The organism is Bacillus cereus group sp. Bce019 (assembly GCF_051781745.1).
GTDB classification, from domain to species: domain Bacteria; phylum Bacillota; class Bacilli; order Bacillales; family Bacillaceae_G; genus Bacillus_A; species Bacillus_A cereus.
In genome coordinates this window covers 106500-121399 of the sequence record NZ_JBPWJX010000001.1, presented here as the reverse complement: position 1 = coordinate 121399, position 14900 = coordinate 106500, and the positions used below count along the sequence as shown (strand labels likewise).

Below are 14900 nucleotides of genomic sequence, written 5' to 3'. Positions count from 1 at the left end.
TTATTTTCGATTTCGTAACCATAAAACAAATATATTGATAAATAGCAACAAACCTAACAAAACAATCATCCCAGCTGCTGCTACATACTGAAATTCTTCTTGTGGCCTACTCATCCAATTAAAAATTTGAATTGGTAGAACTGTAAATCTATCAAACATACTAAATGGAACATAATTTGCAAACGCAAGTGCCCCAATAACTAATAGTGGTGCAGCCTCTCCAATTGCTCTTGATATCGCTAACGTACAGCCCGTTATAATCCCTGGGAAAGCATATGGCAATACAATTTGATACATCGTTTGCCACTTCGTAGCACCTAATCCGTAAGAACCCTCTAATAAAACACTTGGTACTGATCGAATTGCTTCTTGACTCGCCACAACAACTGTTGGTAAAACGAGTAGACTCATCGTCAATGCTGCTGCAACTATACTCTCTCCTAAATGAAGAGCATATACAAAAATAGTTAAACCAAGCAATCCAAATACAACGGATGGTACTCCTGCTAACGTTTGATTATTAATCTCTATTATTTTTTTAAATAGAGATTCCTTCGCATATTGCTCTAAATAAAGTGCTGTTCCAACTCCAAATATAAAAGAAACAGGTATAACAATACTCATAAATAATATTGTCCCTGACAAAGCTGCAGCAATACCAGCTTCTTTCGGATTACGTGAAGCGAAATTTGTAAAGAAATCTATTGAAAGATAACTTATACCTTTTTCAACAATTTGAAACAGTAACAAAAACAAAATTACGATTGAAAATAAAATTGCTATATAAAATAACAATTTGTAAATTCGATCTTTTAAAAAGCGTGATGCCATATTTTTTTGTATTTTTTTATGATTCAACATTCGCATATTATGTCATCCTCCTAAAACGGCGCATAATTGACTGCGAAATGATGTTCATAATAAAGGTAAACAAAAATAACGTTGCGCCTACAGCATACATGCTGTAATACGTAATCGTTCCATGCGGAGCATCACCTAAACTTACTTGCACAATATAGGCTGTTAACGTTTGAATAGAATGTGTCGGATCAAGCGATACATTTGGTGTGGATCCTGCTGCAATTACAACAATCATCGTTTCACCAATCGCACGAGAAGCTGCTAATATAATTGCTGCCATAATCCCTGTAAAAGCGGACGGAAACACCACTTGTTTTACCATTTCAAACCGCGTCGCTCCGAGTGCTAATGAAGCTTCTTTCGTCCCTTTCGCCACAGCTCTCATCGCATCTTCAGATAGAGATGCAATTGTAGGCATCATCATAAATCCGATAACGATTCCTGGACTAATCGCATTAAAAAACTGTAAATCTGGTATAATCCTTTGTAAAAGCGGTGTAACAACTGTTAATGCAAAAAAACCATATACAATTGTCGGGATACCTGCTAATAGCTCTAACATCGGCTTTAATATTTTCCGTGCACTATTTGAAGCATATTCGCTTAAAAATACGGCACACGCTAAACCGATAGGAATTGCTACAAACATAGCAATTGCTGTTACAAGGAACGTTCCACATATAAGTGGTAATATACCGAATTTAGGGTCTTCAAAAAATGGTAACCATTCTTTCTCCGTCAAAAAGGAGTATAATGATATTTTTTGAAAAAACATGATTGTTTCATTAGAGAGCGTAAAAACAATGCCAAGTGTCGTCACAATAGAAACACTAGCAATTATTTTTAGTAATAAAGGTACTATTCGATTGATTCGCTGCGTTTTTTTTCTTTGTTTTGTATTTCTTTCAATCAAATGTTGTACAGAAAATGTAATTTGACTTTTGTCATTATGAGCCAAAGATGAAAACCCCTTTCCACCCTGACATTACCTTTTTATTTCTGTTAACATACGCAGCTGTTCATTGTATTTTTCTTTTTTTAATTTTACATACCCGACCTCTTCAGCGAGGTTACCGACATGCTGAATCATAAACTCAACATAGTTTGCTACATTCATTTTATTTCGGATAGATGCATTATTCACATAAGTAAGTAGCGGCCTAGATAACGGCTCATACTTACCTGATTGAATGGTCTCTTTCGTCGGAAATACACCATTTACTTTTATTGCTTTCACCTTATCTCGATTAGCCATATAATAAGCATATCCTACAAAAGCAATGGCATGTTTATCATTCATTACCCCTTGCATAATAACTTGATCATCTTCAGACAAAGAGACTTTTTTTACAATGCGATGATTTTGTAAGATGACATTTTGAAAATAATCATACGTACCAGAGTCTACGCCTGGTGCATAAAACTTCACTTGTTCACGTGGCCATGTTGAATGAATTTGTGACCATCGCTTCTCTCTTCCATCTTCACTCCAAAGTAGTCGTAAATCGTCTACTGACATATCGTCTACCCATGTATTATGGCGATTCACAACAATCGTAAGACCGTCGTTAGCAACCTCAAAAGGTGTGAACTGAATAGAGTTTTTCTTCATTTCATTTTTCTCGACTTGTTTCATTACTCTCGAAGCATTATTTATATCTACTTCTCCTTTACTGAAACGATTAAATCCTCCCCCAGTTCCAGAAATACTGATGGAAATTTTCACCTCTGGATGCACCTTTGTATATTCCTCCGCTACTGCTTCTATAATAGGAAAAACCGTTGAGGATCCATCAACTCTAACTTCTCCCGTATCATTTAAAGCAAATGCAGTAGACATTTCAAAACAGAGGAACCATATTGATAATACGAAAACTTTAATCGGTGTACGCATCCATTTCACGTGTTCTTCCTCCTAGAAGTAACCAAAAATAACAGGATTACAGATATAAGAATACTGCTAAACTATTAATTCGGTTTTAATTGTTTGTAAAAGTTTTGTAAAGTTCCACATAAATCAACATACGGTACAATTTCAATTCAGTAGTAGCTATTCATTTCCTCTGATGATTTCCCTATAAAATATTTATCCCCTATCCCACCATATACAAGTATCATTTATACGGCCGCGTTTTTTTCAAAGTTGTATACTTGTCCACATTTATTACACGATATGCATAAACCATAAAAAAAAGCACACTATCTTTTCAGATAGTGTGCTTTTTTACAACTTTTTTATTCATCATCTTGCTCTTTATTTTTATTGTCTTTATCATCTTTTGGAGCTTCACCATTTACTTCTTTGTTTTTTAAATCAAAGTAAGCGTCCATAATTTCACGACCAATATATCCATTAATACCAGTCTTATCATCATGTACCCACGGAACGACAACAGAGAATGCTACTTCTGGATCTTCAAGTGGCGCATAACCTACTAATGTTAAGTTATATGTTTCCACACGTTCACCGTTTGCCTTTCTACCAATCTCTTTATCTCCGCCATACACAGTTTGCGCGGTACCTGTCTTCCCTGCCGCTTTATATTTTGCACCTGTAAAGTATTTTGTAGCTGTACCACCTGAATCATTATAAACTTGTCTAAATCCTTCTTGAACACGTTTAATTTGCGATTCTGGCATATCAACACGATTTAATACTTTCGGTTCCATAGATTGAACAACTTTCCCAACTTCATCCGGTTTCACTGCCGGTTGACGAATTTCTTTTACAACTTGTGGTTGCATACGATATCCGCCATTGGCAATCGTCGAAATATATTGCGCTAATTGCAGCGGTGTATACGTATCATACTGTCCAATTGATAAATCTAGTAAGAAACCTGGTTGACTACTTCTACCCATCTGACCAGCAGATTCATTCGGTAAATCAATTCCTGTTTTTACACCAAGTCCAAACTGTCCGAAATAATAACGCATCGTATCAAATGCTTTTTGAGGTATATCTAACGTACCACCTCTCACATACTGAACACCGGCGATATTCATCGCTGTTTTAAACATATAAACGTTAGAAGACATTTTTAAAGCTGTAAGGTCATTAATGTATCCCATCGTTTTCCAAGACGACTTCGTAGGTGTACCTTTTAATTTAATTGGTTCATCCAATTGCACCGATCCTGGTTGAATCGCACCAGTTTGATATCCAGTAAGTACTGTTGCACCTTTTACAGTTGATCCCATCGGATAAGAACTTGTCATGGTACCTAATGCAAAGTCATTTACTTTCGTTTGACCATCTTCGTTAACTAATTGTTTCCCCGCCATAGATAAAACTTCGCCATTTTTTGGGTTCATCATTACAACGAATGCGCGATCTAAAAGAGGTTCGCTTCCTTTAAACCTCATTAAATTCTTCGCAAGAATATCTTCCACGCGCTTTTGTAATTCCATATCAATTGTTAAGTTCAGGTCATTACCACTTTGTCCTTTTGATACATTAATCGTTTCTAAAATATTACCGTTTTTATCTGTAACATTTCTAACTTCTGCTTTCGTACCGTGTAGGCTATCTTCATACTGTTGCTCAAGATAACTTTTTCCTACTCGGTCATTTCGATTATAATCACGAACAAGATAGTAATCTAGTCTTTCTCTCGGTAAACCTTCATCAGATGTCGACACCCCACCAAGTACACTTCGGAATAAATCATCGTACGTATATTTTCGCTCCCAATCAACATTCGTATCTACACCTGGTAATGCTGCTAGGTTTTCACTAATAATCGAATATTCCTTTTCTGTAGCATCCTTTTTAATAACTTGAGGTGTCATTGCATATCCGCCGTCCATCTTACTTTTAATCGCTAGTATTTCTAGATCTTTTGCGGATAATTGATTAATCTCTTCTTCTGTTACACGACTTCGCTGACGCTCGTCTAATTCTTTATCATCAATTTTTTTATCTTTAAACTCTTGACGATCTTTATTCGTAATTTTTTCTTTAGCTTCCTCTTTATGCATAGCAAGCCAATAATCTTTTTTATCGCGATCTGTTAATTTATCTGTCGGTACTTCAATCAAATCTGCTAGCTTTTTCGCTGTTTCTAAGCGATCTTCTGCAGTTGATCCTTTCATTTTTGTAAATGTAATAGTACGAACGGCTGCATTATCTACTACAGGTCGCCCATAACGGTCAAATATTTTCCCACGCGGTACAGGATTACTTATCGTTGAGTTTTCTTTCTTCTCCACTTCATTCTTATATTCTTCACCGCGAACAATTTGTACATATCCGAGCCTTACAATAACCGCGGAGAACATTAAAAACACGCAGAAAAACAGCACGTTTAACCGAAAAGGAACGTGGGTCTTTTTCTTATTTTGCTTCTGCTTCTTGCTCATACAAACCCCCTCTACCAACAGCTATGTAATGTGAAAGGGACACCTTCATACAGGTGTCCTCACTGCTGTCTTACATCTTTTTCTATTCTAGCATAAAACAAACGAGAAGTTAACCTTCTGGTTCAGTTTGATTTTGCGCGTTCCCTTGCGTTACAACACTTGCTTTACTCGCATTTCCCTCATCATATTTGACATTTTTAACTGCAAAATAAATAAGAAAATGTCCAGCACCTAAAATACATAATAAGTAAGGTAAACTTTTTTCAGGTGGAAAGAATAGTACAGCACATAAAAAACTTAAAATGGAACAGATTCTTCCGGCGTTTAACCACAACTCCCGAACAACGACATATTCCACACGCCATTCTCTCGCATTTTTCGCTCTACCAATTACGTCATATGTCATTGATCCGTACGGAACAAGTAATATAGGATATGCAATTGCAATACATGCCGCATAAATAAGTAATTTCGTGTATGTAACATTGAAAATAACTAAAAAGACGACAGCATATAAAATAATGCCTCCAAGTAAAATTGCTTTTTTTCGCCACTCCTTCTTTAACATACGAGCAACTAAGTAATAACATACAAAGGATACAGCAGAGTTCACTAAACTGTATTTCCCTAATGCAAACTCACTATTAGTTGCTAAATAAACATATACTGAAATGACAAAAATAAACGTTCCTTCTCTCAACCCTTGGAAAAAATGAGCTCGTGTAATCTTTCCCCAATTTTTATCAATCCGTCGTTCTTTCAATACTTGCACGATTTCATAACGCCCTTCACATTCTCTTTTAGATAAAAAGAAGCTTAAGACGACAGCAATTGCAAATAGAACTAATGAAAGAAAGAATATAACAGTATAGCCACTCCATTTCTCCATACGTGAAATTGTGTATCCTGCTGCTATTGGTCCAATCATTCCAGAGAAGGATGTAAGAAGTCCAAGAAACCCATTAAAGAAATCTCTTGTTTCTGGTTCTGTAATTTCAAATGTCAATAAGTTAAAAGCCAACCAGTAAAAACCGTATCCTACTCCTAAAAGAGCCCCCATTAATAAAATATACTGAGAAGCACTTTTCCCTGCTACTAAGACAACAATAAAAAAAATTGCGAGCGTCCCTACTCCTATTCGTAATAAAATCGAGCGATCGATACGTTTCGCTAATTTTCCCCCTACAAGAAATGTGAGAGGCTGTAATACCACGCTGGCTAAATTATACAAGCCAAGATTCACATAATTTTGTGTTTGTTTCCATAAATAAATATTTACAAACGTATTCGATAAAGAAATTGCGAGCGTGTATAAACCTCCTATAAGGAGCAATAACACTAAATCCCGATTCACTTCAACGTCACCAATTATATGTTTCCATTTCATACACAACTCTCCTTTACTTCATGTTCTAGTCTTCCAAAGACAAGCCCAATTATGTAAAAGGAAAGCATAGAAAAAAGCTAGGAGCTCTCCCCTAGCTTTTTCTATATTTATTACGATTATTTTGCTTCTTGGTAACGTTTTTCAGCAGCGTTCCAATCTACAACGTTCCAGAATGCGCCGATGTAGTCTGGACGACGGTTTTGGTAGTTTAAGTAGTAAGCATGCTCCCAAACATCTAAACCGATAACTGGAGTTTTACCTTCAGTTAAAGGAGAATCTTGGTTTGGAGTGCTTGTTACTTCTAACTCACCATTGTTTACTACTAACCAAGCCCAACCAGAACCGAAGCGAGTTGCGCCAGCTTTTGCGAATTCTTCTTTGAATGCATCGAAGCTACCGAATTTTGCTTCAATTGCAGTTGCAAGTTCACCTACAGGTTGTCCTCCGCCGTTTGGAGATAGGATTGTCCAGAAGAATGTATGGTTAGCATGTCCGCCACCATTGTTACGTACTGCTGTACGGATTGCTTCTGGTACTTCGTTTAGGTTTGCAACTAATTCTTCTACGCTTTTGTCAGCTAATTCTGCATGACCTTCTAAAGCAGCGTTTAAGTTTGTAATGTACGTGTTGTGATGTTTTGTATGATGGATGTTCATTGTTTCTTTGTCAAAGTGAGGCTCTAAAGCATCATACGCATAAGGTAAATTTGGTAATTCGTGTTTTGCCATTGTTATATTCCTCCCAGTTTATGTATTGCCACTTAAGTGACATACAACTTCATTCTACCCTAATTGCCATAGGGTGCAAACAAATAAATCACATTGTCTTGCTATCATTAAAGTAGCAAAATTCCCACTTCTTTTCAATTAAAATGCTCATATATTCCGTAAAAAAAGCTTCCTTCTACAAGGAAGCTTCCTGCTAACATAATAAACATGCGAAATGGATATGGACCCTGTAGGACTCGAACCTACGACCGGACGGTTATGAGCCGTCTGCTCTAACCAGCTGAGCTAAGGGTCCACAATTATGTATGTAACAACATATCAAATAGAGGAATTCCTATCGGATATGCTCTTTAAGAAATGTAAGATAAATTTACCATATAGAAAAGAAAAGTGTCAATTGTATTTTTCTTATTTAAAAGAAGAAAGTTAATAAAAGAAATTTAGTTATCTCCACTATATGTAAATATAATATATCTTGAGATTCTCTAGATTACTACGTTACAATGATTTTATACATACATAAAGGAAGTGAATCTATGTCCATATTTACCCAATTCTTAAAAAGCATATACTCGCCTAAAGATATGGCGCTATTCCGTTTTCAAAAAATCGGTAAAACCATTTTGTATATTATGCTACTTTGCTTAATTACTACTATTCCAAGAACTTTTTTGTACGGTAGTTTTATCCAAGATGGTGTAAGCATGGTAAATCAAGTCATCGATAAAGATTTACCTGATTTTAAAATTGAAAATGGCGAACTAAAAGCCGATATTGATCAACCTATTGAAAAAGAAGAAGGAAATGCACTTTTCGTATTTGATCCAAATTCAACAGACCTAGAAAAATATCAAAATAAAACAGGTTTATTTGTTTTAAAAGATAAAGTAGTCTCTATGGGAAATGGTCAAATACAAACGTATTCTTATAACGATTTGTTAGGTGCATCTCTTGAGAAAAAAGATCTACAAGAATTTATTTCTTTATTCGATAATATTTATCCAATTTTATTATTTGTTATTGGATTCTTAGTGTACCTATTCCAATTATTCATCACTTTTGTAGGTGTGACTTTACTTGCGTTCATCGGTTCTGCTATGAGCGGTCAACGTAAACTATCCTATAAACAAGTTTGGACACTAACTGCATACAGCTACACAATCCCAACAATCTTCTTTATGATTATGGATGCATGTAAGATTGTCGTACCTGGATCAACATTCATCTATATCGCAGTTGTTTTAATTGTTCTGTACTTAACGATTAAAGAAGTTCCAAAACCGAAAGAAAAATAAGAACGAAAAAAAATGCCTAAATAGGCATTTTTTTTTTGGACAAGCATATATTCCTAGCAAAGGAGTGAAGAATATGAAGAGATTAGGTATATTCCTATTCGTGCTTGTTCTCGGTTATATATTTTATTACGATATAAAAATCGGTACTTTACCGATGTTAAGTTCATATAAAAAAACAACTGCTGCTCAAACAATTAAAAAAGAAAACACAGACAGTCAACAAAATAAAGCGAACAAAACAGAAAAAGAAACGGATGTATCTTATAAAACAATTGAAGTAAAAACTGGTGAGACAGTTCTTTCTATTACAGAACAAATTAACAAGAAAAAAATTCCTTCCATAGAAAAAGTCATTGACGACTTTAAACAATTAAACAAAAGTACATCTGCTACAAAAATACAAATTGGAAAGTCTTATAAATTCCCGTTATATCAATAAGCTATCACTTAATCCTTGTCAATTACATAAAGGCGCTGATACAATAGTAAAAGTGAAACCGAGTACTTCGGTTTCTATAGCCCTATATCACGTATACTATCATTGATATGAGGGACTAAATAAGAAACTTCTTTTATAAGGAGAGCGATCTATTCGTGAATGAAATGACTCATCGTACAAAAACACGTCCAGTTAAAGTCGGTAATTTAACAATCGGCGGTAATAATGAATTAATTATACAAAGTATGACAACAACAAAAACACATGATGTTGAAGCAACAGTTGCTGAAATCAAGCGTTTAGAAGAAGCCGGCTGTCAAGTCGTCCGCGTTGCCGTTCCAGATGAACGCGCAGCAGATGCTATTGCTGATATAAAAAAACAAATCAACATTCCACTTGTTGCTGATATTCATTTTGATTATCGCCTTGCTTTAAAAGCAATTGAAGGTGGCATCGATAAAGTACGTATCAATCCAGGTAATATTGGTCGTCGCCATAAAGTAGAAGCTGTTGTAAATGCAGCAAAAGAGCGCGGTATTCCAATCCGTATCGGTGTAAACGCTGGTTCATTAGAGCGACACATTTTAGAAAAGTACGGGTACCCAACTGCAGATGGTATGGTTGAGAGCGCCTTGCATCATATTAAAATTTTAGAGGACTTAGATTTCCATGATATTATCGTATCTATGAAAGCCTCTGATGTTAACTTAGCAATCGAAGCATACGAGAAAGCTGCTCGTGCTTTTGATTATCCATTACATTTAGGTATTACAGAATCTGGAACATTGTTTGCCGGAACTGTAAAAAGTGCTGCTGGTCTTGGAGCAATCTTAAATAAAGGCATCGGAAATACACTACGTATTTCATTAAGTGCTGATCCAGTTGAAGAAGTAAAAGTTGCTCGCGAATTATTAAAATCATTCGGTCTTGCGTCTAATGCAGCAACACTTATCTCTTGTCCAACTTGTGGTCGTATTGAAATCGATTTGATTAGCATTGCTAACGAAGTGGAAGAATACATCTCTACACTTCAAGTACCAATTAAAGTTGCAGTACTTGGTTGCGCTGTAAATGGCCCTGGTGAAGCTCGTGAAGCTGATATCGGTATTGCCGGTGCACGTGGAGAGGGATTATTATTCCGTAAAGGGCAAGTCGTTCGTAAAGTACCAGAAGAAATAATGGTAGAAGAACTGAAAAAAGAAATCGACGTAATTGCTGCTGAAATGGCTGCTGAACGAGAAAAAGAAAAAGAGACACAAGAACAATAAAAAGAAGGTTGCCACAATATTTGTGAGCAACCTTCTTTTCTACGTAAAAAAGCTCGTCAGTTACATAACCGACGAGCTTTTACTTTGCACATTTTGGACAACGACCATATATTTCAAACTTATGACCCGTTACTTCATAACCAGTAAAATCTTTATTCATAAAATCCATTGGGCAGGAAGTAATCTCTTTCGTCCCCCCACAATCCAAACAAATAAAATGATGATGATGTTCCATAATAGAACAAGTAAAACGAAAATGTTTTTCGCCATTTAATTCCGTTTGTTCTAAAACACCAATCTCAGCAAAAACTGTTAAGTTACGATAAATCGTATCAAAACTAAGCCCTGGATAATCGTCTTTCATATGTTCTAAAACGTCTTTCGCAGTTAAATAACGATTATGTGCTGCAAATAATCTGAGCATCTCTTCTCTTTTTCCAGTATGTTTATATCCTTTTTCTTTCATTAGGCGTAAAGCTTCTGTTAGATTCATACCTATCCCTACTTTATGCAGTTTTTTTCTTCTTCCATAAAATCGCACCGATTAAAATAAGAACTGCTATCATAACAATTGTACCACCTGGCGCTAGATCAAGTTGATACGAAGCAAACATTCCACCAATTACTGCAATTTCACCAAATAAAATGGAAAAGAAAATTGTTTGTTTAAATCCTTTAGCAATACGAATACTTGCTGCAACTGGTAATGTCATTAATGATGATACGAGAAGAACCCCCACTACACGCATTGATACTGCAATGACAAGAGCAACTAATATAATGAAAATAAAGTGAATCCATTTCGCTCTTAAACCAGTTGATACTGCGTATTCCTCATCAAATGATAATAGAAACAGCTCTTTATATAATAAAATAATTGTCGCAACAACAACAATTGCTACAATCCCAATAATAATTAAATCTGTACTTGTTACAGCACTGACACTACCAAATAAATAACTAAATAAGTCTGTGTTAAATCCATTTGCAAGTGAAATGAAAATAACTCCAACCCCCATCCCTGCCGAAAGGATAATTGGAATTGCTAATTCTTGATAGTGCTTATATACAGTTCGTAACTTTTCGATTAGTAGCGCTCCACCAATCGAGAAAATCATCCCCATATATAAGGGGTTTAAAAATCCACCTGTAAAAATGGTTTTTTCAAGTAATAAACTTGCTGCAATACCCGATAACGTCACGTGACTTAATGCATCCGCAATAAGAGATAAACGACGAATAACAACAAACACACCAATTAGCGGTGCAACAAGTCCAATTAAAATACCTGCGTATAAAGAATTACGTAAAAAGTCATATTGTAAAAAATCTTGTATCATTATATCCTCCCGTGATGCTCATGTTCGTGTTCTAAACGATGAACATGATGTCCATATAAGACGGACATTTCTGCATCTTCTAACTCTCGGAACTTCTCTACATTTCCATGGAAATGTAGATGTTGGTTTAGGCATGCAACATGTGTTACTTTTTCAGTAACAGCTCCCATATCATGAGTAACAAGAATTAATGTGATCCCGAGCCTTTTGTTTAAATCCTCTAATATTTCGTAAAAACTTTCCACATTTTTCACATCGATTCCAACAGTAGGCTCGTCCAAAATAAGCAATTCAGGATCACTAACGAGCGCACGAGCAATAAATACACGCTGTTGCTGTCCACCAGAAAGCTCTCCAATGTTACGACCTTGAAATTCACTCATCCCTACATCAGCAATTGCTTTTTCTACCTTTTTTTTATCCTCTTTTGTAAAAAAGCGAAAAAGCCCTTTTTTCGAAACAAGTCCCATTGAGACAACTTCAGAAACAGTTGCTGGAAAACCAGAATTGAAACTATTTGCCTTTTGGGATACATAACCAACTTTGTTCCATTCCTTAAACTTCTTACTATCAACGCCAAACACGCGTATGCTTCCTTCTTTTGGCTTTAAAACGCCTAATAAACACTTAAGTAAAGTTGATTTACCTGAACCATTCGGTCCCACTAAACCTAAAAAAGCTCCCTTCGGAACTTGCAAATTAATATTTTCTAACACATTCCGATCTTCATATCGGAATGTTAAACCTTCAATTTCTAATATATTATTCATAGCATCTCACCTATTTTAATTCAGAATGATTCCGATTTATATCTATTTGAATTATAGTACAGCTTATTATAGTTGTAAACCAATCTACCTAAAATATATCTATTTTTTCAAGAAACCTTACTATTATAACAAAAAGCAGAGAAAAATTCTCTGCTTTCAAAAAATATTCCTATAAACTTTTAGTGAATAGCCGATTTAAACTTACCACCATTTGTCTCTTGCGTGCTCATAATCGTAACAAACGCATTTTCATCAATTTCATGCACAATTGACTTTAATTTCGTCACTTCTAGACGCGTTACAACTGCATAAATAACTTCTTTTTCTTTATCCGTGTAACCACCTTTTGCTACAAGCTTTGTCGTTCCACGGCCAAGACGATGCAAAATCGCGTTTGATACTTCCTCATATTGATCAGATACAATTAAAACCGCCTTCGTTTCATCTAGCCCTTGAATTACTGTATCGATTGTTTTAAATGCGATATAGTACGTCATAACAGAATACATCGCTTGTTCCACACCAAACACAAATGCTGCCCATGCAAAAATAAATAAGTTCACAAACATTACGAATTCACCAACAGAGAACGGTAGTTTCTTCGTTAATAAAATCCCCATAATTTCAGTTCCATCTAACGACCCACCATGACGAATTACAAGTCCTACACCAAGACCTAAAATAAGCCCACCAAACACTGTCGCTAAAATAGGTTCTGTTGTAAATGGTGGCACCGCATGTAACGTTGACTCAATGAAAGCTAACGCTACAATACCAAATGTCGAAGATAACATAAATGTTTTTCCAATTTGCTTATAACCGGAATACATAAATGGGATATTGAGAACAACGACTAAAGTAGAAAAACTTAACCACCAAATGTTAGGAGTAAGATAATCTAATATAAGAGAAATACCAATAATTCCACCATCAATAATTTTATTTGGCATTAAAAATAGTTCAATCGCCACCGCCGCGCATGCTGCTCCAAAAATAATCATAACTAAACGATAAATGAGATGAATAACACTTTCTTTTCGATGTTGCTTTTGCTCCATAAGCCCTCCCTGTACTCTTTTTCTGTAGTTTCGTCCTTATATTATAACATACGCTTCTTTTCCTCATAAAAAAAGAAACTCCATACGAATATGTACAAGCTACATGCTCATATATTTCGATAGAAGAACGCGTGAAGGAGGATAATAAGATGAACCTCATTAAACAAATTGTTAATAAAAAATTAAATCATATTTCTACAAAAGAGTTATTAAAATATAGCAAAGAATACGAAGTTCCTATTACAGCCGCACAAGCTGACCAAATCGTTTTACTTATGAAGGGTAAAAATATTAATATTTACGATAACAACGAGCGACTAGAGCTCTTAAAACAGATCGCAAAAGTAACTTCCCCTGCCACTGCCCAACAAGTAAATACATTATTTCAGCAACTACTAAAATAAGGAGGGGATTTCCCCTCCTTATTGCGCTTTAATTTTTTCAAGAAGCCCTTCATCAAAAGTGCCGTTTTTCAGCATTTCGATTTCCAATTTATATGGTGGCTTCTTATCTTTTTTATCTTCCCCTACATACGGTGTTTCAAGAATTTTTGGTACATGCATTAACTGTGGATGATGTACAATGTGATGCAATGCTTTATACCCAATGTGACCAAATCCAATGTTTTCATGACGGTCTTTTCCTGCTCCGCGTACATTTTTACTATCATTAATATGAAGTACTTGTAAACGATCTATACCAACAATCTTATCAAATTCGTTTAATACACCGTCAAAGTCATTTACAATATCATATCCTGCATCGTGCGTATGACACGTATCAAAGCATACAGATAGCTTTTCATTATATTTTACACCATCAATAATCTTCGCAATTTCTTCAAAGCTACGACCGCATTCTGTTCCTTTTCCTGCCATCGTCTCTAACGCAATGTTAACCGTCTGTTCTGGCGTTAATACTTCATTAAGCCCTTTAATAATTTGTTGAATACCAGCATCTGCTCCAGCACCAACGTGCGCTCCTGGGTGAAGAACAATTTGTTTCGCTACACCTAATGCCGATGTTCTTTCAATTTCCATGCGAAGAAAGTCTACGCCTAATTGGAATGTTTCTGGCTTCGTTGTATTCCCAACATTAATAATATACGGCGCATGGACGATAATTTCCTCAATTCCGTTCAGCTCCATATGTTTTCTTCCTGCTTCTATGTTCAATTCTTCAATTGGTTTTCTTCGTGTATTTTGCGGTGCACCTGTATAAATCATAAACGTTGTTGCACCGTATGAAACAGCCTCTTCACTTGCTGCTAATAACATTTTCTTACCACTCATAGAAACATGAGATCCAATCTTTAACATACAATCACCTCTTCAATATACAATAGATATAATGATAGCATAATTTGTAGAAATATGTAGTGAATTGTTTGTT

General features: G+C 35.5%; 15 protein-coding genes and 1 tRNA gene. 4 read left to right on the top strand and 12 right to left on the bottom strand.

Annotated features, from left to right (window positions below):
- From pstA to ACS2QP_RS00615, 7 genes are all read right to left on the bottom strand, one after another.
- Nucleotides 1–867, bottom strand: coding sequence for a phosphate ABC transporter permease PstA (pstA, locus tag ACS2QP_RS00645; protein ID WP_001242557.1), 867 nt, complete (start codon nt 865–867; stop codon nt 1–3).
- A gap of 1 nt (nt 868) precedes the next feature.
- Nucleotides 869–1819, bottom strand: coding sequence for a phosphate ABC transporter permease subunit PstC (gene pstC, locus ACS2QP_RS00640; RefSeq protein ID WP_000940918.1), 951 nt, complete (start codon nt 1817–1819; stop codon nt 869–871).
- A 27-nt stretch (nt 1820–1846) separates the two neighbouring features.
- A complete protein-coding gene (locus ACS2QP_RS00635; protein ID WP_438882087.1) occupies nt 1847–2764 on the bottom strand; it encodes a PstS family phosphate ABC transporter substrate-binding protein in 918 nt (305 codons plus the stop codon).
- A 332-nt stretch (nt 2765–3096) separates the two neighbouring features.
- On the bottom strand, nt 3097–5223 hold the full coding sequence (locus ACS2QP_RS00630) for a peptidoglycan D,D-transpeptidase FtsI family protein (protein ID WP_438882086.1): 2127 nt from the start codon (nt 5221–5223) through the stop codon (nt 3097–3099).
- Between the two features lie 109 nt (nt 5224–5332).
- The gene (locus ACS2QP_RS00625) at nt 5333–6610 is read right to left on the bottom strand and encodes an MFS transporter (RefSeq protein ID WP_000871384.1); all 1278 of its coding nucleotides are present in this window, start codon (nt 6608–6610) and stop codon (nt 5333–5335) included.
- Between the two features lie 116 nt (nt 6611–6726).
- Nucleotides 6727–7338: a superoxide dismutase [Mn] gene (sodA, locus tag ACS2QP_RS00620; RefSeq protein WP_001052031.1), complete on the bottom strand. Its 612-nt coding sequence runs from the start codon at nt 7336–7338 to the stop codon at nt 6727–6729.
- A 221-nt stretch (nt 7339–7559) separates the two neighbouring features.
- Nucleotides 7560–7633: transfer RNA gene (locus ACS2QP_RS00615), tRNA-Ile, on the bottom strand.
- A gap of 241 nt (nt 7634–7874) precedes the next feature.
- On the opposite strand from ACS2QP_RS00615, the gene yqgB reads away from it, so the two are divergent.
- The 3 genes from yqgB (at nt 7875) to ispG (ending at nt 10340) form a co-directional block, all read left to right on the top strand.
- A complete protein-coding gene (yqgB, locus tag ACS2QP_RS00610) occupies nt 7875–8633 on the top strand; it encodes a protein YqgB (protein ID WP_438882085.1) in 759 nt (252 codons plus the stop codon).
- 73 nt (nt 8634–8706) lie between these two features.
- On the top strand, nt 8707–9072 hold the full coding sequence (gene yqfZ / locus ACS2QP_RS00605; protein WP_000825414.1) for a protein YqfZ: 366 nt from the start codon (nt 8707–8709) through the stop codon (nt 9070–9072).
- A gap of 164 nt (nt 9073–9236) precedes the next feature.
- Nucleotides 9237–10340 (top strand): flavodoxin-dependent (E)-4-hydroxy-3-methylbut-2-enyl-diphosphate synthase, encoded by a 1104-nt coding sequence (gene ispG / locus ACS2QP_RS00600; protein ID WP_142343374.1) that lies wholly within the window; start codon nt 9237–9239, stop codon nt 10338–10340.
- 79 nt (nt 10341–10419) lie between these two features.
- On the opposite strand, the gene ACS2QP_RS00595 is transcribed toward ispG, so the two are convergent.
- From ACS2QP_RS00595 to ACS2QP_RS00580, 4 genes are all read right to left on the bottom strand, one after another.
- Nucleotides 10420–10833: a Fur family transcriptional regulator gene (locus tag ACS2QP_RS00595; protein ID WP_001054516.1), complete on the bottom strand. Its 414-nt coding sequence runs from the start codon at nt 10831–10833 to the stop codon at nt 10420–10422.
- A gap of 13 nt (nt 10834–10846) precedes the next feature.
- Nucleotides 10847–11680 (bottom strand): metal ABC transporter permease, encoded by an 834-nt coding sequence (locus ACS2QP_RS00590; protein ID WP_000613815.1) that lies wholly within the window; start codon nt 11678–11680, stop codon nt 10847–10849.
- Nucleotides 11680–12450: a metal ABC transporter ATP-binding protein gene (locus ACS2QP_RS00585; protein WP_001059662.1), complete on the bottom strand. Its 771-nt coding sequence runs from the start codon at nt 12448–12450 to the stop codon at nt 11680–11682. Before ACS2QP_RS00585 ends, ACS2QP_RS00590 begins: the two co-directional genes overlap by 1 nt.
- Nucleotides 12451–12629: 179 nt before the next feature.
- Nucleotides 12630–13508, bottom strand: coding sequence for a YitT family protein (locus ACS2QP_RS00580; RefSeq protein ID WP_000435963.1), 879 nt, complete (start codon nt 13506–13508; stop codon nt 12630–12632).
- A gap of 149 nt (nt 13509–13657) precedes the next feature.
- On the opposite strand from ACS2QP_RS00580, the gene ACS2QP_RS00575 reads away from it, so the two are divergent.
- Complete coding sequence (locus ACS2QP_RS00575; RefSeq protein ID WP_001048954.1) at nt 13658–13912, top strand: DUF2624 domain-containing protein; 255 nt, start codon at nt 13658–13660, stop codon at nt 13910–13912.
- 18 nt (nt 13913–13930) lie between these two features.
- Here ACS2QP_RS00575 and ACS2QP_RS00570 read toward each other — a convergent pair whose 3' ends face one another.
- On the bottom strand, nt 13931–14827 hold the full coding sequence (locus tag ACS2QP_RS00570; RefSeq protein WP_000912460.1) for a deoxyribonuclease IV: 897 nt from the start codon (nt 14825–14827) through the stop codon (nt 13931–13933).
- Nucleotides 14828–14900 lie beyond the last annotated feature (73 nt).

Excerpts from the sequence above, each read along its gene's own strand:
- pstA (WP_001242557.1), bottom strand. The coding sequence starts at position 867 with ATGCGAATGTTGAATCATAAAAAAATACAAAAAAATATGGCATCACGC.
- ACS2QP_RS00630 (WP_438882086.1), bottom strand. The coding sequence starts at position 5,223 with ATGAGCAAGAAGCAGAAGCAAAATAAGAAAAAGACCCACGTTCCTTTT.
- ACS2QP_RS00625 (WP_000871384.1), bottom strand. The coding sequence starts at position 6,610 with ATGAAATGGAAACATATAATTGGTGACGTTGAAGTGAATCGGGATTTA.
- sodA (WP_001052031.1), bottom strand. The coding sequence starts at position 7,338 with ATGGCAAAACACGAATTACCAAATTTACCTTATGCGTATGATGCTTTA.
- yqgB (WP_438882085.1), top strand. The coding sequence starts at position 7,875 with ATGTCCATATTTACCCAATTCTTAAAAAGCATATACTCGCCTAAAGAT.
- yqfZ (WP_000825414.1), top strand. The coding sequence starts at position 8,707 with ATGAAGAGATTAGGTATATTCCTATTCGTGCTTGTTCTCGGTTATATA.
- ispG (WP_142343374.1), top strand. The coding sequence starts at position 9,237 with ATGACTCATCGTACAAAAACACGTCCAGTTAAAGTCGGTAATTTAACA.
- ACS2QP_RS00595 (WP_001054516.1), bottom strand. The coding sequence starts at position 10,833 with ATGAATCTAACAGAAGCTTTACGCCTAATGAAAGAAAAAGGATATAAA.
- ACS2QP_RS00590 (WP_000613815.1), bottom strand. The coding sequence starts at position 11,680 with ATGATACAAGATTTTTTACAATATGACTTTTTACGTAATTCTTTATAC.
- ACS2QP_RS00585 (WP_001059662.1), bottom strand. The coding sequence starts at position 12,450 with ATGAATAATATATTAGAAATTGAAGGTTTAACATTCCGATATGAAGAT.
- ACS2QP_RS00580 (WP_000435963.1), bottom strand. The coding sequence starts at position 13,508 with ATGGAGCAAAAGCAACATCGAAAAGAAAGTGTTATTCATCTCATTTAT.
- ACS2QP_RS00575 (WP_001048954.1), top strand. The coding sequence starts at position 13,658 with ATGAACCTCATTAAACAAATTGTTAATAAAAAATTAAATCATATTTCT.
- ACS2QP_RS00570 (WP_000912460.1), bottom strand. The coding sequence starts at position 14,827 with ATGTTAAAGATTGGATCTCATGTTTCTATGAGTGGTAAGAAAATGTTA.